Here is an 18,573-nt window from a genome sequence, read left to right on the forward strand (position 1 = left end):
CGCGAAGGGAGTTCCCCAGATGAATCATCAAGCCCGAAAAGGCTCGATCAGCTTGTTGGCCGGCGCTTTGCTGCTGGCCAGTGCGACTGGGTTCGCCAATGCAGAGTCGGCCAGTGTGGAGCCGGCAGCCAAACCGGTCACCATGGCCAAGGAACTGCAACAAGCCAAGACCTACACCGTCAGCAGCGCACCGACCGCGCCGCTGGAACTGGCCACACCGAAATTGCCGGACATCTCCGGCTACACCGCCGAAGCCATCGCCGCGAAAATCGTGCGCAGCAAGGCCGGCAAGATCAGCGTGCGCCGGATGATGCAGGAAGACGCCCTGAAGGACTTCATCGGCGGCGACAACAAGATGGCCGAATGGGTGGTGCGTCAGCACGGCATCCCCCAGGCGATCTTCGTCGACGACGGCTACATGAACCTCAAGGACGTGGCGAAAAAGCTGCCCAAGTACGTCATCGAAACCGCGCCGGGCGTGTTCCTCGCCAAGCTGCCGATCGTGGTCGGTCGCCACGGCATTCTGGAAATCGACAAGCAGACCCGGGAACTGCGCCTGTCCCAGGAGGCCGGCTCGTTCCTGGTCAACGACGGCCAGTTGTTCGTGCGTGATACCAAAATCACCGGCTGGCGCGAGAAGGACAACGGCCCGGCGACGTTCGCTTCGCCGAAGGAATTCCGTCCGTTCCTGCTGTCCTGGGGCGGCACCGAGACCTACATCGCCAACAGCAAGATCGCCAGTTTCGGTTATGCCAACAGTAAGTCCTACGGCGTGAGTATTTCCCAGTACACGCCGAACATGGCCAAGGTGCTCAAGCGCCCTGAACCGACCGGCTGGATCGTCGGCTCCGAGTTCTCGGACATGTGGTACGGCTTCTACTGCTACGAAACCCGCGACTTCGTGGTCAAGGGCAACACCTACAAAGACAACATCGTCTACGGCATCGACCCGCACGACCGTTCACACGGCCTGATCATCGCCGACAACACGGTGTACGGGACCAAGAAGAAGCACGGGATCATTATTTCCCGTGAGGTCAACGACAGCTTCATCTTCAATAACCGCAGCTACGACAACCACCTCTCGGGGCTGGTGATCGACCGCAACAGCGTGAACAACCTGATCGCCCACAACGAGATCTACCAGAACCACACCGACGGCATCACCCTCTACGAGAGTGCCGACAACCTGTTGTGGGGCAACAAGGTGATCAGCAACCGGCGCCACGGCATCCGCATTCGTAACAGCGTGAACATCCGCCTCTACGAAAACATCGCCATGGCCAACGGCCTGACCGGTGTCTACGGCCACATCAAGGACCTGACCAACACCGACCGCGACATCAAGCTCGACCCGTTCGACGCCCAGGTGTCGCTGATCGTGGTCGGCGGTGAACTGGCGGCCAATGGCAGCGGGCCGCTGTCCATCGACTCGCCGCTGAGCGTCGAGCTGTACCGCGTGTCCATGCTCGCACCGACCAAATCCAGCGGCATCAGCTTCTCGGGGATTCTCGGCGAGCGCCAGGATGAAATTCTCGACCTGCTGGTGCGCCAGCAGAAAGCCGTGCTGATCGACCCTGTCGAACGCCAGACCGAAATGCAGGACTGAGGATAATTTTATGCACCCACACTTGATCAAATTACTCAGCCTGTCGGGCCTGACACTCGGGATGATGGCGGCCGCCAGCGGTGCCCGTGCCGACGACGTCAAGGCGCCCGTTTTCACCGCCGAGCCGTGCTGCAGCCTGTGCCCGGCGGCCCACGACGCGAAGAACTACACCACACGCTATCAGCAGAACTTCACCACGCTGGTCCAGGCCCAGGGCGACTGGTTGTTCCGTACCCAGGAAGACCTGCGCACCGAATTCGACACCACGCCTGCCGGCTACAAACGCATGAAGCAACTGCACGACGCGTTCAAGAGCAAAGGCGTGGAACTGGTGGTCGTCTACCAGCCGACCCGTGGCCTGGTGAACCGCAACAAGTTGAACCCGGCGGAAAAAGCCAGCTTCGACTTCGACAAGGCACTGAAAAACTACAAGACCATGCTCGGCCGTTTCGCCGCCATGGGTTACGTAGTGCCGGACCTGTCGCCGCTGACCAACGAGTCGTTGCCAGACACCCTGCCCGCCCACGACTTCTACTTCCGTGGCGACCAGCACTGGACGCCGTACGGTGCCCAGCGCACGGCAAAAATCGTCGCCGAGAAAATCAAGCAATTGCCCGAGTACGCGGACATTCCCAAGCGTGAGTTCGAGACCCACAAGTCGGGTCGCATGGGCAAGACCGGAACATTGCACAACATGGCGGGTCAACTCTGTGGCACCAGCTACGCGATCCAGTACATGGATCAATTCACCACCGAGCCGAAGGGCGAAGCAGGCGATGGCGATCTGTTCGGCGACTCCGGCAACCCGGAGATCACCCTGGTCGGCACCAGCCACAGCGGCAAGAACTACAACTTCGCCGGTTTCCTCGAAGAGGCCATCGGCGCCGACATTCTCAACGTGGCGTTCCCCGGCGGCGGCCTGGAAGGTTCGATGCTGCAGTACCTGGGCAGCGAAGAATTCCAGAAGAACCCGCCGAAAATTCTCATCTGGGAATTCTCGCCGCTCTATCGCCTCGACCAGGAAACCATCTACCGCCAGATGATGGCGCTGCTGGACAACGGTTGCGAAGGCAAGGAAGCACAGATGTCCGGCAGCACCACCCTGAAGCCGGGCAAGAACGAATTGATGGTCAACAGCAAAAACCTGAACCTGCAAAACAGCAGTCACCAGGTCGACATCCGCTTCGCCGACACCTCGGTGAAAACCTTGCAAGCCACCCTCTGGTACATGAACGGGCGCCACGAGGACATCAAGATCGACAAACCGGAAACCTCCGACACTGACGGGCGCTTCGCCTTCGAGTTGCGCACGGACGAAGACTGGGCCTCGCAGAATCTGCTGGCCGTCGAAATCCAGGGTCCTGAAAAAACGGATGCCGCGCCACAAAAAGTCGAAGCGAAAATCTGCAAACGCAACGTATTCCCGAGCGCTGAGCAACGTACCGCTCAGGCCGGGCAATGAGGTCTGCCATGCGAAATCCGAAACTGAAAAGCCTGTTGGCACCCACGCTTTTGAGCCTGGCGATGTTCGCCGGTGCTACTCAGGCTGCGGCGCCATTGCGCCCGCCCCAGGGCTATTTCGCACCGATCGAAAAACTCAAGACCGGCGACAAGGGCGAAGGCTGCGAAGCGATGCCGACGCCGTACACCGGTTCGCTGCAATTTCGCAGCAAGTACGAAGGTTCGGACAAGGCCCGCGCCACGTTGAACGTGCAATCGGAAAAAGCGTTCCGCGACAGCACCGCCGACATCACCAAACTGGAGCGCGGCACCAGCAAACGGGTGATGCAGTTCATGCGTGACGGTCGTCCGGAACAACTGGAATGCACACTCAACTGGCTGACGGCCTGGGCCAAGGCCGATGCGTTGATGTCCAAGGACTTCAACCATACCGGCAAGTCGATGCGCAAATGGGCGCTGGGCAGCATGGCGTCCGCGTACATTCGCCTGAAGTTTTCCGACTCCCATCCGCTGGCCAGCCATCAGCAGGAGTCGCAGCTGATCGAAGCCTGGTTCAGCAAGATGGCCGATCAGGTGGTCAGCGACTGGGACAACCTGCCGCTGGACAAAACCAACAACCACTCGTACTGGGCCGCCTGGTCGGTGATGGCCACCTCCATCGCCACCAACCGCCGCGACCTGTTCGATTGGGCGGTCAAGGAATACAAGGTCGGCGCCAACCAGGTCGACGCCGACGGCTTCCTGCCCAACGAACTCAAGCGCCAGCAACGGGCGCTGGCTTACCACAACTACGCCCTGCCACCGCTGGCGATGATCGCCAGTTTCGCCCAGGTCAACGGTGTGGATTTGCGCCAGGAAAACAACGGCGCGCTCAAACGCCTGGCTGATCGCGTACTCGCCGGTGTGAAAGACCCGGACGCGTTCGAGAAAAAGAACGGCAAGGAACAGGACATGACCGACTTGAAAGAGGACATGAAATTCGCCTGGCTCGAACCGTTCTGCACCCTCTACACCTGTGCGCCGGACGTGCTGGAGAAAAAGCACGGGATGCAGCCGTTCAAGACCTTCCGCCTCGGCGGCGACCTGACCAGGGTCTATGACCCGGCCAATGAGAAAGGCAAAGGTTCTTAGGCAAACATATAACCCTGTGGGAGCGGGCTTGCCCGCGATAGCGGTGGGTCAGTCGACATCAATGTTGAATGTCAGATTGCAATCGCGGGCAAGCCCGCTCCCACAGGGTCGGTGTCGAGTTTGAGTTTTTGTGTGTTACGCCCCCCGGTTTTTGGTGGGGGGGTTTGGGGGGGCTGCGGCCCTTGACTGTGGTTAAACAAGGAGAGATCGGGATGGTTTTTTCGTCCAACGTGTTCCTGTTTTTGTTCTTGCCGATCTTTCTCGGCTTGTACTACCTGAGCGGGCAACGCTATCGCAACTTGCTGCTGCTGATCGCCAGCTACGTGTTCTACGCCTGGTGGCGGGTGGACTTCCTGGCACTGTTCGCCGCGGTCACCCTGTGGAACTACTGGATCGGCCTGAAAGTCGGCGCCGCCGGCGTGCGGACCCAACCGGCGCAGCGCTGGCTGCTGCTCGGCGTGGCCGTTGACCTGTGCATCCTCGGCTACTTCAAATACGCCAACTTCGGCGTCGACAGCATCAACGCGATGATGTCGTCGGTGGGCCTGGAGCCGTTCATCCTGACCCACGTGCTGTTGCCGATCGGGATTTCGTTCTACATCTTCGAGTCCATCAGCTACATCATCGACGTCTACCGTGGCGACACGCCGGCGACCCGCAATCTGATCGACTTCGCGGCATTCGTGGCGATCTTCCCGCACCTGATCGCCGGCCCCGTGTTGCGCTTCCGTGACCTGGCCGACCAGTTCAACAACCGCACCCACACCCTCGACAAGTTCTCCGAGGGCTGCACGCGGTTCATGCAGGGTTTCATCAAGAAGGTGTTTATCGCCGACACCCTCGCGGTGGTGGCCGACCATTGCTTCGCCTTGCAAAACCCGACCACGGGTGATGCCTGGCTCGGCGCGCTGGCCTACACCGCGCAACTGTATTTCGACTTCTCCGGCTACAGCGACATGGCCATCGGCCTGGGCTTGATGATGGGTTTCCGCTTCATGGAAAACTTCAAGCAGCCTTACGTCAGCCAGTCGATCACCGAGTTCTGGCGGCGCTGGCACATCAGCCTGTCGACCTGGCTGCGCGACTACCTGTACATCACCCTGGGCGGCAACCGAAAAGGCACTTTGATGACCTATCGCAACCTGTTCCTGACCATGCTGCTCGGTGGTCTGTGGCACGGCGCGAACATCACCTACATCGTCTGGGGCGCGTGGCACGGCATGTGGCTGGCGATTGAAAAAGCCATTGGCCTGAACACTTCGCCACGCCGTTTCAACCCGATCCGCTGGGCACTGACTTTCCTGCTGGTGGTGATGGGCTGGGTGATTTTCCGCGCGGAAAACCTGCACGTCGCCGGCCGGATGTACGGCGCGATGTTCAGCTTCGGCGACTGGTCGCTGTCGGAACTCAACCAGGCCAGCCTCACCGGCCTGCAAGTGGCAACGCTGATCGTGGCGTATGTGACCCTGGCGTTCTTCGGCCTGCGCGACTTCTACACCAACCAGCCGCCTGTGAAGACCAAGCCTGTGGTGAACGTCGACAGCGACGGTCCGGCCGCCGCCGAACCGGGCCTGATCAAGGCCGCGCCTGGGGATAACCCGGCGAGCATCCATCAGCCTGGCTACACCGTCGGGGTTGAAGCCCAGGTGCAACCGGCCTACTGGACCGCCGACTGGTCGCGCTACGTGATGCGCGCCCTGGTGCTGCTGCTGTTCATCGCCTCGATTCTCAAACTCTCGGCACAAAGCTTCTCGCCGTTCCTTTACTTCCAGTTCTGAGGGATCTGACCATGACCCGCTCATTACGCATCTTCTACATCGCCCTGTTCCTGGTGACCCTGTTGGCCCTGGGCCTGTGGTCCACGCGCAGCTTCTTCGGCTTCAGCACCAACGCCGACGCCACCGTGCTGAACGGTCGCTGGACCAAGGCGGTAGAGACGCACTACGACGACGAGTTTCCGATCAAGCGCCTGGGCACCAACCTCTGGGCGGCGCTGGACTTCAAGCTGTTCAACGAAGGTCGTCCGGGCGTGGTGCTCGGTCGCGACCAGTGGCTGTACAGCGATGAAGAATTCCACCCGATCGTCAACGAAGAGCTGAACCTGCAAGGCAACTACGCGCTGGTCGAAGGTGTGCGCCAGACCCTGAAAGCCAAAGGCGTGCAACTGGTAATGGCAGTGGTGCCAGCCAAGGTGCGCCTCTACCCGGAACACCTCGGTGAGGTGAAACCGGCGAGCATCCATAGCAACCTCTACAAGGACTTCCACCAGCGCCTGGCGGCCGACCGGATTCCGGCACCTGACTTGTTGGGCCCGCTGCTAGCGGCCAAACGTGACGGCAAGCAAGTGTTCCTGCGCACCGACACCCACTGGACCCCGGAAGGCGCCGAAATCGCGGCGAACAAGCTGGCCAGGACCATTGCCGACAAGTTCCCGCTGAGCGGCGAACCGCAGAACTTCGTCACCGAGCCTGCGGAGAAAGTCACGCACAAGGGCGACCTGCGTCTGTTCCTGCCGCTGGACCCGCTGTTCGAAAACCTGATGCCGGCGCAAGAGCCTTTGCAGAAACGCAACACCGTGGCGGCCGGCGACCCGCCGGCCAGTGACGATGCCCTGTTCGCCAACACCGAAGTGCCGGTGGCACTGATCGGTACCAGCTACAGCGCCAACCCCAACTGGAACTTCGTGGGCGCGCTGAAACAAGCATTGCGCAGCGACGTGGTCAATTACGCCGAGGACGGCCACGGCCCGATCCTGCCGATGCTCAGCTACCTCAAAAGCGACGCTTTCAAGAACAGCCCGCCACAAGTGCTGATCTGGGAATTTCCCGAACGATATCTGCCTGTGAATAACGAAATCGGTGACGCCGACCCGCAGTGGGTCGCAGAGCTTAAACAAGCCGGCGCGCGCCAACAAAACGTAGCAATCAACACTAAATCCGAGACGCCCGACCGGGCGCAAAACTGAAAGAGAGAGGTACTTCCATGACTTTCACGACTACTCCTCGCCGTCTCGCCAAGACCTTCGCACTGGTTGCTGGCATGAGCGTTCTGTCGATGCACGCCTTCGCCGGTGGCGACGCCGCACTCTACGGCCCGACCGCACCGAAAGGCTCGACCTTCGTACGGATCTACAACGCCAGCAACGCCGAAGTCAGCTCCACCGTCGGCAGCACCAGCCTGAGCGATGTCGCACCACTGTCCAGCAGTGACTTCAGCTTCATGCCGGGCGGTGACTACAGCGCCAAGGTCGGTAGCCAGACACTGCCGGTGAAACTGGCCGGCGATCACTATTACACCCTGGTCAACAACGCCAGTGGCGCACCGCAACTGATCGAAGAGCCGCCGTTCAAGAACAAGCAGAAATCCCTGGTACGGGTGCAGAACCTCAGCGACAAGGCACTGACCCTGAAGACCGCCGACGGCAAGACCGATGTGGTGCCCAACGTTGCGCCCAAAGGTCGTGGCGAACGTGAAATCAACCCGGTGAAAGTCAGCCTGGCGCTGTATGACGGCGCCACCAAAGTCGGCGACGTGAAACCGGTCGCCCTGGAACGCGGTGAGGCTGCGGTGCTGTACGTCACCGGCAACGGCAGCAGCCTGTCGCCAGTCTGGGTGAAACGCCCGGTTTCGACGCGCTAACGCGCGAGCTATCAGCTACAAGCCACAAGCTGCAAGAGAAGTGCATCTAACTTGCCGCTTGCAGCTTGCAGCTCCCAACTGCATTTAAAAGGAGTAACAACATGATTCCGGTGATCTTGTCAGGTGGTAGCGGCTCACGTCTTTGGCCGCTTTCCCGTAAGCAATTCCCGAAACAGTTCCTGGCCCTGACCGGGGAGCACACGCTGTTCCAGCAAACCCTGGAGCGCCTGGTGTTCGAAGGCATGGACACGCCGATCGTGGTCTGCAACAAGGACCACCGTTTCATCGTCAACGAGCAACTGACCGCGCGCAAACTGGAAACCCAGCGCATCCTGATGGAACCGTTCGGTCGCAACACTGCACCGGCCGTGGCCCTGACCGCGATGATGCTGGTCAATGAAGGCCGCGACGAGTTGATGCTGGTGCTGCCCGCCGACCACGTGCTGGAAGACCAGAAAGCCCTGCAACGCGCCCTGGCGCTGGCCACGGTCGCCGCCGAAAACGGCGAAATGGTGCTGTTCGGCGTGCCGGCCACCAAACCGGAAACCGGTTACGGCTACATCAAGTCGACCAACGACTCGCTGCTGCCCGAAGGTGTCAGCCGCGTCTCGCACTTCGTCGAAAAACCCGACGTGAAACGCGCCACCGAGTTTGTCCAGTCCGGCGGTTATTTCTGGAACAGCGGCATGTTCCTGTTCCGCGCCAGCCGTTTCCTCGAAGAACTGAAAAAGCACGATCCGGACATCTACGACACCTGCCTGCTGACCCTGGAACGCAGCGAGCAGGATGCCGACACTGTCGACATCGACGCCGCTACCTTCGCCTGCTGCCCGGACAACTCCATCGACTACTCGGTGATGGAAAAAACCCAGCGCGCCTGCGTCGTACCGTTGACCGCAGGCTGGAGCGATGTCGGCTGCTGGTCGTCGTTGTGGGAAGTGAACGAAAAAGACGCCAACGGCAACGTCACCAAAGGCGATGTAGTCATCCAGGACAGCCGCAACTGCATGATCCACGGCAACGGCAAACTGGTGTCGGTGATCGGCCTGGAAAACATCGTGGTCGTCGAAACCAAGGACGCCATGATGATCGCCCACAAGGACAAGGTCCAAGGCGTGAAGCAGATGGTCAACACCCTCAACGAACAGGGTCGCAGCGAAACCCAGAACCACTGCGAGGTCTATCGTCCGTGGGGCTCCTACGACTCGGTGGACATGGGCGGTCGCTTCCAGGTCAAGCACATCTCGGTCAAGCCGGGTGCGTGCCTGTCACTGCAAATGCACCACCACCGCGCCGAGCACTGGATCGTGGTCAGTGGCACCGCTGAAGTGACCTGCGACGAGAACGTGTTCCTGCTCACCGAGAACCAGTCGACCTACATTCCGATTGCCTCGGTTCACCGTTTGCGCAACCCGGGCAAGATTCCACTGGAGATCATCGAAGTGCAATCGGGCAGTTATCTGGGCGAAGACGATATCGAGCGGTTTGAAGATATCTACGGTCGCTCCACCCCGATCGAGCGTGGCGTGTCGGTGAAGACCATCGCGCAGTAACCCTCGGAAAAACTGAAAGCCCCCGCCCCGTCCGCTGCGTTCCCCATCCGCAGCGGGTTGGGCTGGGGCTTTTTTGGTTCTTCACGCAACCCCGGGATACAAAGCTAACGCAAGACCTGTAGGAGCGAGCCGGCTCCGGGCGGCGTTCCGACGATGAGGCTATGACACCCACCGCCAAAATCCTGCCCATCGCCAACCTCACCTACGCTTAGGTAGGATGCTCATCTCTGCTTCCGAGGTTTGCGCGTCATGTTCATCGGTGTCCTGCTCGTCATCACCTGGCTGATCCTGCTACTGCGCTATCCGGCCAAAGCGCTGCCCGTTTCCATGGCCGCCGCCGTGGGCCTGGGTATTGTCGCCACGTGGGTGATCTGGATGGACCATCGCGAACTCAAGCAACTGGAGCGTCTTGAATTGCGCATCAGCTACGCACCGCAACACTGCCCCGCCGACCGGCCGCTGCAATTGACCCTGAACAATGGCAACGACGTGCCGCTGACCGAACTGCGCTGGCGCGTCGCGGCCTACGCGCCGGGCGACACGGTCAACCTTGCTGACAACCAGTACACCGCCCCACGCTACCGTGGCCCGGGCGAATTGCAGGCCGGTGGCAACTGGGAAGACTGTCTGCCGCTGCCGCCGTTGCGCCCCGGCTACCGCCCGGAAACCCTGGAATTTCGCGCCGAGCGCTTGCAGGGTAGTTTCTCCGACTGAGCCTTCCCCCCACTTTTTTGCACAAGGACCGCGCCATGCCCGTTGCGTTGATTACCGGATGTTCCAGCGGCATCGGCCGCGCCCTGGCCGATGTGTTCAAGGCTGCCGGCTACACAGTCTGGGCCAGCGCCCGCAAGCCTGAAGACGTGGCAGCCCTGACCGCCGCCGGTTTCACCGCCGTGCAACTGGACGTCAACGATGGCCAGGCGCTCGAACAGTTGAGCGAGCGCATCAACCAGCAACACGGTGGCCTCGACGTGCTGATCAACAACGCCGGTTATGGCGCCATGGGGCCGCTGCTCGACGGCGGTGTGCCGGCGATGCAGCGTCAGTTCGAAACCAATGTGTTCGCCATTGTCGGCGTGACCCGCGCACTGTTCCCGGTGTTGCGCCGGGCCAAAGGCCTGGTGCTGAACATCGGCAGCGTCTCCGGCGTGTTGGTGACGCCATTCGCCGGCGCCTACTGTGCTTCGAAAGCGGCGGTGCATGCCTTGAGCGATGCCTTGCGCATGGAACTGGCGCCGTTTGGCGTGCGGGTCATGGAGGTTCAGCCGGGCGCCATCGCGTCGAGTTTCGCCAAGAATGCGGGCCACGAAGCCGAACAACTGATCAGTGAGCAATCGCCGTGGTTTCCATTGCGCGAAGGTATCCGCGCCCGGGCCAGGGCCTCCCAGGACAATCCGACACCCGCCAGCGAATTTGCCGCCGGAGTGCTCAAGGCTGTGCAGCAAGGCAAGCCGCCACGACTGTTACGCCTGGGCAATGGCAGCCGGGCATTGCCGTTGATGGCCGGACTGTTACCCAAGGGCCTGCTGGAATCAGGCTTGATGAAGCGGTTCGGATTGCGCGGGCAGCTCTGAGACCGGGTTATCGTTCTTCGCGGGCAAGCCTCGCTCCTGCAGGATTTGCGCAGGACCTGTGGGAGCGAGGCTTGCCCGCGATGGCGTCAGAACAGGCCAAGCAGATTTTGAGGAAACACCATGACCGACTACACCGAATACTTCGAAGAAGTTATCCAGGCCCACGTCGCCATCGAACAATGGTTGGCCGAAGAACGCGATGGGCGCGAACTTGAACAGCTGCTGACCCGCTTTTCGCCGCAATTCTCCATGGTTTCGCCATTGGGACGAGTGCTGGACTTTGCCGCGCTGAACGAGTTGTTCATGCTGGCCGGCGGCAAGAAGCTGGGTTTTCGTATCGAGTTGAGCGAATTTCGCGGCATTGCGCTGCATGACGGTGGCGCCACCGTCAGTTACCGCGAGCAGCAGACCGATGCGACGGGGCTGCATTCGGATCGCCGCTCGACCGTGGTGTTCGAGAAACAGGCGGACGGCAAGGTGCTGTGGCGGCATTTGCACGAGACGTTTAGCCAGGGCTGATCCCGGACTCGACGACAATCAACTGTAGGAGCGAGCTTGCTCGCGATGAAGGTCAACGATAACGCGTTCTTTCTGGATAAACGCGGCGCCCTTGATTCCATCGCGAGCAAGCTCGCTCCTACAATGGCTTCACCACCACCGTACAAGTAATCCCCGCCGCCAACAGCACGCCTTCCGGTACTTCGTCGATGTGAATCCGCACCGGCACCCGTTGCGCCAGGCGCACCCAGTTGAAGGTCGGGTTCACGTCGGCGATCAACTCACGGCTTTCCGGGTTGTCGCGGTCGTAGATACCGCGCGAGATGCTTTCCACATGGCCCTTGAGCACTTCGCCGCTCATCAGTTGCATGTCGGCCTTATCGCCCACGCGCACATGGGGCAGTTTGGTTTCTTCGAAGAAGCCATAGACCCAGAACGAGTTCATGTCGACCACGGCCATTTTCGCCTCGCCGATGCGCGCGTAGTCGCCGCGATGCACGTTGAGGTTGGTCACATAACCGTCAACGGCGGCGCGGACTTCGGTGCGTTTGAGGTTCAGTTCCGCGGCTTCCAGTTGCGCCTGGGCCTGCTGGTAATCGGCCAGGGCCGAGTCGGCGAGGTTGCTGGCGTCGTCGCGGTTTTCCCTGGAGATCACCAGGTTGTCCATATCGGCCCGGCGATGGGCGTTGACCTTGCGCATCTCCCACGTGGCCTTGCGCGAAGCCACCAGCGACTGCGCCTGCTTGACCGCGAGGCGGTAGTGCTCGGGGTCGATCAGCATCAGCAGGTCACCCTTCTTCACCAACTGGTTGTCACGCACCGGCACGTCCACCACCTCGCCGGTGACGTCGGCGGCGACGTTGATGATGTCGGCGCGCACCCGACCGTCGCGGGTCCATGGCGTCTCCATGTAATGCACCCAGAGGGTCCGGCCGATCCATATCGCCAGGGCCAGTACCAGCAGGGTTGCAAGCAGGCTGAATAGCTTTTTCATCAAGGTGTTCTCAACGGTAGACAGTCAGCGCCAGGGCGCCGAACAGACAGGTAAACAGACTCAGGCGCAGCAACGCCGGGTGCCAGAAAAAACGGTACAGGTCGAACCCGGACAAGAAGCGGTCCAGCGCCCAGGCCAGCGCCGCCGCGATCAAAAACATCAGGGTCATGGTCGGCATGTACACGCCGTGGAAGGCGATTTCACGAGGCATGTTCAAGTCCTTGGGGCTTGGCGGTGGCATGGTTGTAGCCGGCGAGCGGTGATTGCGGGTCCAGCAGCGAGGTGCGGATGAAGTGCAGGTAGCTCTTGACCCGGCGCAACGCCGAGGTGTCGAAGTGCGGAGCGAAGGGTTCGTCGGTGGCTTGCACGCGACTGATCGCATGGTCGACCGCGATCAACGCACGCTCCAGATTGCTCTGGCCGGGTTGCAGAAACAGCCGCACCAGCGAACGCCCCATCACACGGATCGACTGGCGCCACGGCTGGGATTCGGCATAGGCGGGATGCACCGGCAGGACGGCTTGTTCCTTGCGCAGTTCGATGATCGCGTGCCCCACCTCCAGCACCACGAACATCCAGCGCAACAGGTTTCGCTGGACCTGCGGCTGCCCCGCCGCGAAGCCATAGGCCTGGTGCACCAGGTCGCGGGTGCGGCTTTCGAAACGCGAGGCCAGGCCCTTGAGTTTGCCGCTGATGGCATACACCACCTGACCCCGCAGATCCTGCTCCAGTCGACGCCACAACCAACGGCTGTTGGGCGGCAGAATGATCGCCCCCGCCGCCGCGCACACCAGCATGCCCAGCACCATGGCGATGTAGTCGTTGATGAAGGTGTACGGGTTGTAGACCGTGAGATTGTCCGGCACCGAACCGGTACTGAAGAAGATCAGCAATCCCAGCCCTACCCCGACGTACTGCGGCCGCGAGGTGAGGAACGACCCCAGCACGATCACCGGGGCGAGCATCACACAGAGCAACGGAAACCCGTCGATCCGCGGAAAAATGAAAAACATCTCGACGAAGCCGATCAGCGCCCCGAGGAAGGTGCCGCAAGCCATTTGGAATGACATGCGCTTGGGGTTCGGTGTGGCGGCGGAAAGGCCGACGGTGGCGGCGGCGATCAAGGTCATGGTCGCCCCGCTCGGCCACGCCGTGGCGACCCAATAGCTGCCCAGCACCACCAGAATGAAGGCAGCACGAATCCCTGAGGCTGCCGATACCAGCCAACTGGTCTGCGGCATGAACGGCTCGTCCCAGCGCTCCCGTTCGTGGCTGTGATCGGCCAGCGACGCGTGGGTCTGTGCATAACTGTGCAGGTCATCGACGAAGCGATAGAGCAGTTCATACGCCGTGTGGAAATCCAGTTGCTCGGCGTCGCTTGGCTGACTCTCCTGGAAAAGCGCCCGAAGGCTGCGTACCCGCGCCGGAAGCCCTTCCTTATAAGCGCTCAGAGCCTTCACCAGACGCGCCGCATCGGCGTTGGTCAGGGCGCGGCCGCTAAAGCCGTCGAGCAATTCGGCCAGATCAATCAACCCCGGCTTGATCGCGGCCACCACTTGATCCGCTGCACTGCTGCGCAGGCGTTCCAACAACTGGTGCAAGGCGTTGAAGCGGGTGGTGATGCCCATGAACTCGCTGTTCAAGCGACTGAGCCGGCCGTTGCGGCGGCGCATGTGCGGGTCTTCGAACATGGTGACGCTACGCAGCCCCTCCAGGCCCACGGCCTCGGCGATGAAACGCACGTTGCCGGCCTCGAACGCTTCGCGCTGACTGCGCCCACGCAAACCGTCGGTGACGAACAAGGCGAACACGCCGAAACGCTGGTAAAGGGCGTTGCGCATGGCGGCACCGGACGATTGCGGCAGGATCGCGGCGCTGACCAGGGTCGAACAGAGGATCCCCAGGGAGATCTCCAGCACCCGCCAGACCGCCGCCATGAAGGCACCGTCCGGATGGGCCAGCGCGGGCAAACCGACCATCGCCGCGGTGTAACCGGCCAATACGAAACCGTAGGCGCGAAAATTACGATAACGGGCCGCGCCGGCCGTGCAGATACCGACCCAGATCGCCAACGAACCGAGGAACAGTTCGGTGTTCTGCGCAAACAGGGCGATCAACGCGACCATCACCGACGACCCGGCCAGGGTGCCAAGGAACCGATAAAAACTCTTGGCGAACACATGACCGCTCTGCGGCTGCATGACGATGAACACCGTGATCATCGCGGTGCGCGGCTGCGGCAACTCCAGTCGCATGGCCAGCCACAGGGTCAGGAATGCGGCGATCAACACCTTGAAAATATAGACCCAGGTCACGCCGTCGCTGCGTGCCCAGTCGAAGAACCCCCGGCGCCATTCCAGGGAATACAGCCAGCGCAGAGGTGCGGGCAAGGGAGTCATGGAGTCCTGCTCACTTAGGAAAGTCTGGAAACAATTGAAACCCTGTGGCGAGCGAGCTTGCTTGCGCCGGGCTGCAAAGCAGCCCCAAAACGCTGGCAGTCTTTGCTGATTTTGTGAGTGCTGCGCACTCAAGCGGGAGCAAGCTCCCTCGCCACAAAGATGGCCTTGCCTGATGCATCCGGGTCATCTCAGCAGTCTCGGCGTTTTCGGCGCGGCTGTCTGACTGTCCTTGGGCACATCGTTACCGGCCCCCAGCCCACCGCCCAACGCCGTCACCAACTCGGCATGAGCACTCAGTCGCGCCGCCTGAACCTGTTGCTGCACTTGCTGCTGTTTGAACAACAGGGTCTGGGCATTGAGCACGTTGAGGTAATCGGTGAGCCCGCGTTGATAAGCGACCATTGCGATGTCGTAAGTCTTCTGCGCGGTCGCCACCGACTCGGCGGCAAACATTTGCTGCTTGTCCATGGACTCCCGGCGGATCAACTGGTCGGAGATGTTCTTCAGCGCATTGACCAGGGTCTGGTTGTACTTCGCCACGGCGATATCATAACCGGCCGAGGCTTCACCCAGCTCCGCGCGCAATCGCCCGCCGTCAAAGATCGGCAAGGAAATCGCCGGGCCGACGCTGTAGTTGAGTTTCTTGCCGGTCAAAAACTCCAGCGCGCCACCGCCAGTCGCCATGTAGCCGAGGCTGCCGACCAGATCGACGTTGGGATAGAAACCGGCATGGGCAACATCGATACCGCGCGCCTGCGCCGCCACCTGCCAACGACTGGCGACCACGTCCGGGCGTTGACCGAGCAACTGCGCCGGCAACGATGACGGCAACTTCAGCGCTGCGCCCAACGACAGCGTCGGTCGCTGTAACTGCGCGCCCTCGCCAGGACCTTTACCGGCGAGCGCGGCCAATTGATTGCGGCTCAGGGCGATTTCTTCGTCCAGCGCATCGATCTGACGATGGGTTTCCGGCAGTGGCGTTTCGGCCTGGCTGACTTCGAAATGGGTGCCGATTCCGCCGTTCAAGCGCTTTTGCGCCAGCTCGAGGATCTGCTCTTGCTGCTTCAATGTGGCTTCGACAATGTCCCGCTGCGCGTAATGCAGCGAGAGTTCGATATAGACGCGCACGATGTTGTTCTGCAGTTCGAGCTGGGCCTGGCGCGCTTCGGCGACGGTCATGTGGGCCATGTCCACGGCGCGCTCGGTGGCATTGCTTTCACGGCCCCAGAGGTCGAGTGCGTAGCTGAAACCCAATGCGGCGTTGTTGTCCCAGGTGGTGGTGTTGGCCAGGTTGCCGGGGCCATAGAACTGATCGGTCGGCCAATTGTGGCGCTTGAGGGTCGATTCGCCATTGATCTGCAGCGATTCGGCAGACTCGGCGAGGCCGGCCATGGATTTGGCCTGACGCACCCTCGCGGCGGCCATGGCCATGGTCGGACTGCCTTGCACGGCGAGGTCGATCCAGCGATTCAGTTGCGGGTCGCCATACGCCTGCCACCACTGTGCGGTGGGCCAATGCGCATCCTGAGCGGCGCTTTGGATGGCTTCGTCGGTGACCAGTGAGTCGGCCTCCAGCGCCTTGCCCTGCGGGGCAATACCTCCGGTTCCGATGCAGCCGCTGATTGCCAGGGTTAAAGCCAAAACACTGAGCGGTTGAAGCGCTCTGCTAATGCGACGCGGCACTGCTGCGATTTCCTGAAATAGAGGAGGTAACGAGATCTGACAGGAGCCGGCTGCTGGCGATGCAGACACCCTGGAACATCGGGATGACAGCAGCGACGCATGCGCCAGCAAGCCAGCTCCTACGGTCCATACAATTCTATGGATGAGCATTGGTCGCGATAAGCCGGAATTCCTGTGAATCTTTGTTACCGTTAACGCGATAATCCCTTGGTCGGGGTCTCAAATCCTGAAACTTCATGTCACAATTTGCCATCGAACCCGAGAGCACCCCATGGACACATTGCAAAACATGCGCGCCTTCAGTTACGTGGCCGAAGCGGGAAGCTTCACCGCCGCCGCGGTACAACTGGACACCACCACGGCTAACGTCTCGCGCGCGGTCTCCAACCTGGAAGCCCACCTGCAAACCCGTCTTCTCAACCGCACGACCCGCCGCATCGCCCTCACCGAAGCCGGCAAGCGTTACCTGCTGCGCTGCGAACAGATCCTGGCCTACGTCGAAGAAGCCGAAGCAGAGGCCAGCGACGCCCACGCGCGCCCGGCCGGGCAACTGAAGGTGCACACCATGACCGGCATCGGTCAGCACTTCGTGATCGACGCCATTGCCCGCTACCGCAAGACCCACCCGGACGTGACCTTCGACCTGACCATGGCCAACCGCGTACCGGACCTGCTCGACGAAGGCTACGACGTGTCCATCGTCCTGGCCAGCGAACTGCCGGACTCGGGTTTCGTCTCCCAACGCCTGGGCATCACCTTCAGTATCGTTTGCGCCTCCCCGGCCTACGTCAAAGCCAACGGTTGCGCGCAAAAACCCAGTGACCTGCTCAACCACGCCTGCCTGCGCCTGGTGAGCCCGGTGATCCCCCTGGAAAAATGGGCCTTCGACGGCCCGGACGGCCAGGAAATGGTCACCATCAATAGCTCTCCGTTTCTGGTGAACTCCGCCGACGCCATGAAAAGCGCGATTACCAGCGGCATGGGCGTCGGCGTGCTGCCGCTGTACGCAGCGATCGACGGCCTGCGCAACGGCACTCTGGTACGCGTGATGCCCAAATACCGCTCCCAGGAGCTGAACCTGTACGCCATCTACCCGTCGCGGCAATACCTGGATGCAAAGATCAAGACCTGGGTCGAGTATTTGCGCGGATCGCTGCCGGAGTTGTTGGCGGCACACCAAGTCGAACTGGCGGCTTATGAAATGAGCGGGAGCATGGCCGGGGCGCGAATGGCGAACTGAGCCTGCCAGGGACACACAATGCCGCCACGGGGGAATGGGCTGCGTAACCCTATTCCGCGTTCGACCAAGACCACGTGTAGGAACTCGCTCGCTCCGGGCGGCGTTCCGACGATGGATGTCAACGATGACGCAGGCTGTCTGAATGCCCGTGTTGCCCGGACTTTCATCGCGAGCAGGCTCGCTCCTACAGTGGATTGAGTACAGCGCAAGTGAATGGTCGGCTGTCAGGCCGCCTTCGCGCTACATCGAACTGCGGCAGGCTGGGGTGCAACGACGATACCGGCAGCTAGAGCTCCTGTAGGAGCGAGCCTGCTCGCGATGGACGTCAACGATGACACGGGCTGTCTGAAGGCCCGCGTTGCCCGGGCTTTCATCGCGAGCAGGCTCGCTCCTACAGTGGATTGAGTACAGCGCAAGTGAATGGTCGGCTGTCAGGCCACCTTCGCGCTACATCGAACTGCGGCAGGCTGGGGTGCAACGACGATACCGGCAGCTAGAGCTCCTGTAGGAGCGAGCCTGCTCGCGATGGACGTCAACGATGACGCGGGCTGTCTGAAGGCCCGCGTTGCCCGGGCTTTCATCGCGAGCAGGCTCGCTCCTACAGTGGATTGAGTACAGCGCAAGTGAATGGTCGGCTGTCAGGCCGCCTTCGCGCTACATCGAACTGCGGCAGGCTGGGGTGCAACGACGATACCGGCAGCTAGAGCTCCTGTAGGAGCGAGCCTGCTCGCGATGGACGTCAACGATGACACGGGCTGTCTGAAGGCCCGCGTTGCCCGGGCTTTCATCGCG

15 protein-coding genes are annotated in these 18,573 nt (G+C 61.3%); 11 read left to right on the forward strand and 4 right to left on the reverse strand.

What is annotated here, in order from left to right:
- Window positions 1–19: 19 nt before the first annotated feature.
- From algG to GQ39_RS19905, 10 genes are all read left to right on the forward strand, one after another.
- Complete coding sequence (algG, locus tag GQ39_RS19860) at window positions 20–1,609, forward strand: mannuronan 5-epimerase AlgG (RefSeq protein ID WP_047532882.1); 1,590 nt, start codon at window positions 20–22, stop codon at window positions 1,607–1,609.
- 10 nt (window positions 1,610–1,619) lie between these two features.
- On the forward strand, window positions 1,620–3,071 hold the full coding sequence (locus GQ39_RS19865; RefSeq protein WP_047532884.1) for an alginate O-acetyltransferase: 1,452 nt from the start codon (window positions 1,620–1,622) through the stop codon (window positions 3,069–3,071).
- An 8-nt stretch (window positions 3,072–3,079) separates the two neighbouring features.
- A complete protein-coding gene (locus GQ39_RS19870; RefSeq protein ID WP_047532887.1) occupies window positions 3,080–4,201 on the forward strand; it encodes a mannuronate-specific alginate lyase in 1,122 nt (373 codons plus the stop codon).
- Window positions 4,202–4,413: 212 nt separating this feature from the next.
- Window positions 4,414–5,979 (forward strand): MBOAT family O-acyltransferase, encoded by a 1,566-nt coding sequence (locus tag GQ39_RS19875; RefSeq protein ID WP_047532891.1) that lies wholly within the window; start codon window positions 4,414–4,416, stop codon window positions 5,977–5,979.
- Window positions 5,980–5,990: 11 nt separating this feature from the next.
- Window positions 5,991–7,166 (forward strand): alginate O-acetyltransferase, encoded by a 1,176-nt coding sequence (locus GQ39_RS19880; RefSeq protein ID WP_047532894.1) that lies wholly within the window; start codon window positions 5,991–5,993, stop codon window positions 7,164–7,166.
- Between the two features lie 17 nt (window positions 7,167–7,183).
- Window positions 7,184–7,840: an alginate O-acetyltransferase AlgF gene (locus GQ39_RS19885; RefSeq protein WP_047532897.1), complete on the forward strand. Its 657-nt coding sequence runs from the start codon at window positions 7,184–7,186 to the stop codon at window positions 7,838–7,840.
- Between the two features lie 101 nt (window positions 7,841–7,941).
- A complete protein-coding gene (locus tag GQ39_RS19890) occupies window positions 7,942–9,393 on the forward strand; it encodes a mannose-1-phosphate guanylyltransferase/mannose-6-phosphate isomerase (RefSeq protein WP_047532898.1) in 1,452 nt (483 codons plus the stop codon).
- 249 nt (window positions 9,394–9,642) lie between these two features.
- Entirely contained in the window at window positions 9,643–10,107 is a 465-nt protein-coding gene (locus GQ39_RS19895; RefSeq protein ID WP_047532900.1) for a hypothetical protein, read from the forward strand.
- 35 nt (window positions 10,108–10,142) lie between these two features.
- Window positions 10,143–10,967 (forward strand): SDR family oxidoreductase, encoded by an 825-nt coding sequence (locus GQ39_RS19900; RefSeq protein ID WP_047532902.1) that lies wholly within the window; start codon window positions 10,143–10,145, stop codon window positions 10,965–10,967.
- A 120-nt stretch (window positions 10,968–11,087) separates the two neighbouring features.
- The gene (locus GQ39_RS19905; protein WP_047532908.1) at window positions 11,088–11,486 is read left to right on the forward strand and encodes a hypothetical protein; all 399 of its coding nucleotides are present in this window, start codon (window positions 11,088–11,090) and stop codon (window positions 11,484–11,486) included.
- 118 nt (window positions 11,487–11,604) lie between these two features.
- Here the strand turns inward: GQ39_RS19905 and GQ39_RS19910 are convergent, their stop codons facing one another.
- From GQ39_RS19910 to GQ39_RS19925, 4 genes are all read right to left on the reverse strand, one after another.
- Window positions 11,605–12,459 carry an efflux RND transporter periplasmic adaptor subunit gene (locus GQ39_RS19910; RefSeq protein ID WP_047532912.1) on the reverse strand — a complete coding sequence of 285 codons (855 nt, stop codon included), beginning with the start codon at window positions 12,457–12,459 and terminating at the stop codon, window positions 11,605–11,607.
- A gap of 10 nt (window positions 12,460–12,469) precedes the next feature.
- Window positions 12,470–12,670, reverse strand: a complete 201-nt coding sequence (locus GQ39_RS19915) for a DUF1656 domain-containing protein (protein WP_047532914.1) — start codon at window positions 12,668–12,670, stop codon at window positions 12,470–12,472.
- Window positions 12,660–14,858, reverse strand: a complete 2,199-nt coding sequence (locus GQ39_RS19920) for an FUSC family protein (RefSeq protein ID WP_047532916.1) — start codon at window positions 14,856–14,858, stop codon at window positions 12,660–12,662. The genes GQ39_RS19915 and GQ39_RS19920 overlap by 11 nt, the downstream gene beginning before the upstream one ends.
- A gap of 183 nt (window positions 14,859–15,041) precedes the next feature.
- The gene (locus tag GQ39_RS19925; RefSeq protein ID WP_047532917.1) at window positions 15,042–16,541 is read right to left on the reverse strand and encodes an efflux transporter outer membrane subunit; all 1,500 of its coding nucleotides are present in this window, start codon (window positions 16,539–16,541) and stop codon (window positions 15,042–15,044) included.
- Between the two features lie 271 nt (window positions 16,542–16,812).
- Between GQ39_RS19925 and GQ39_RS19930 the strand changes: the two genes are divergently transcribed.
- Window positions 16,813–17,781, forward strand: coding sequence for a LysR family transcriptional regulator (locus GQ39_RS19930; RefSeq protein ID WP_047532920.1), 969 nt, complete (start codon window positions 16,813–16,815; stop codon window positions 17,779–17,781).
- Window positions 17,782–18,573 lie beyond the last annotated feature (792 nt).

Source organism: Pseudomonas sp. 11/12A, assembly GCF_000800055.1.
Classification (GTDB): domain Bacteria; phylum Pseudomonadota; class Gammaproteobacteria; order Pseudomonadales; family Pseudomonadaceae; genus Aquipseudomonas; species Aquipseudomonas mohnii.

Coding starts and splice junctions, on each gene's coding strand:
- algG (WP_047532882.1), top strand. CDS start 20: ATGAATCATCAAGCCCGAAAAGGCTCGATCAGCTTGTTGGCCGGCGCT.
- GQ39_RS19865 (WP_047532884.1), top strand. CDS start 1,620: ATGCACCCACACTTGATCAAATTACTCAGCCTGTCGGGCCTGACACTC.
- GQ39_RS19870 (WP_047532887.1), top strand. CDS start 3,080: ATGCGAAATCCGAAACTGAAAAGCCTGTTGGCACCCACGCTTTTGAGC.
- GQ39_RS19875 (WP_047532891.1), top strand. CDS start 4,414: ATGGTTTTTTCGTCCAACGTGTTCCTGTTTTTGTTCTTGCCGATCTTT.
- GQ39_RS19880 (WP_047532894.1), top strand. CDS start 5,991: ATGACCCGCTCATTACGCATCTTCTACATCGCCCTGTTCCTGGTGACC.
- GQ39_RS19885 (WP_047532897.1), top strand. CDS start 7,184: ATGACTTTCACGACTACTCCTCGCCGTCTCGCCAAGACCTTCGCACTG.
- GQ39_RS19890 (WP_047532898.1), top strand. CDS start 7,942: ATGATTCCGGTGATCTTGTCAGGTGGTAGCGGCTCACGTCTTTGGCCG.
- GQ39_RS19895 (WP_047532900.1), top strand. CDS start 9,643: ATGTTCATCGGTGTCCTGCTCGTCATCACCTGGCTGATCCTGCTACTG.
- GQ39_RS19900 (WP_047532902.1), top strand. CDS start 10,143: ATGCCCGTTGCGTTGATTACCGGATGTTCCAGCGGCATCGGCCGCGCC.
- GQ39_RS19905 (WP_047532908.1), top strand. CDS start 11,088: ATGACCGACTACACCGAATACTTCGAAGAAGTTATCCAGGCCCACGTC.
- GQ39_RS19910 (WP_047532912.1), bottom strand. CDS start 12,459: ATGAAAAAGCTATTCAGCCTGCTTGCAACCCTGCTGGTACTGGCCCTG.
- GQ39_RS19915 (WP_047532914.1), bottom strand. CDS start 12,670: ATGCCTCGTGAAATCGCCTTCCACGGCGTGTACATGCCGACCATGACC.
- GQ39_RS19920 (WP_047532916.1), bottom strand. CDS start 14,858: ATGACTCCCTTGCCCGCACCTCTGCGCTGGCTGTATTCCCTGGAATGG.
- GQ39_RS19930 (WP_047532920.1), top strand. CDS start 16,813: ATGGACACATTGCAAAACATGCGCGCCTTCAGTTACGTGGCCGAAGCG.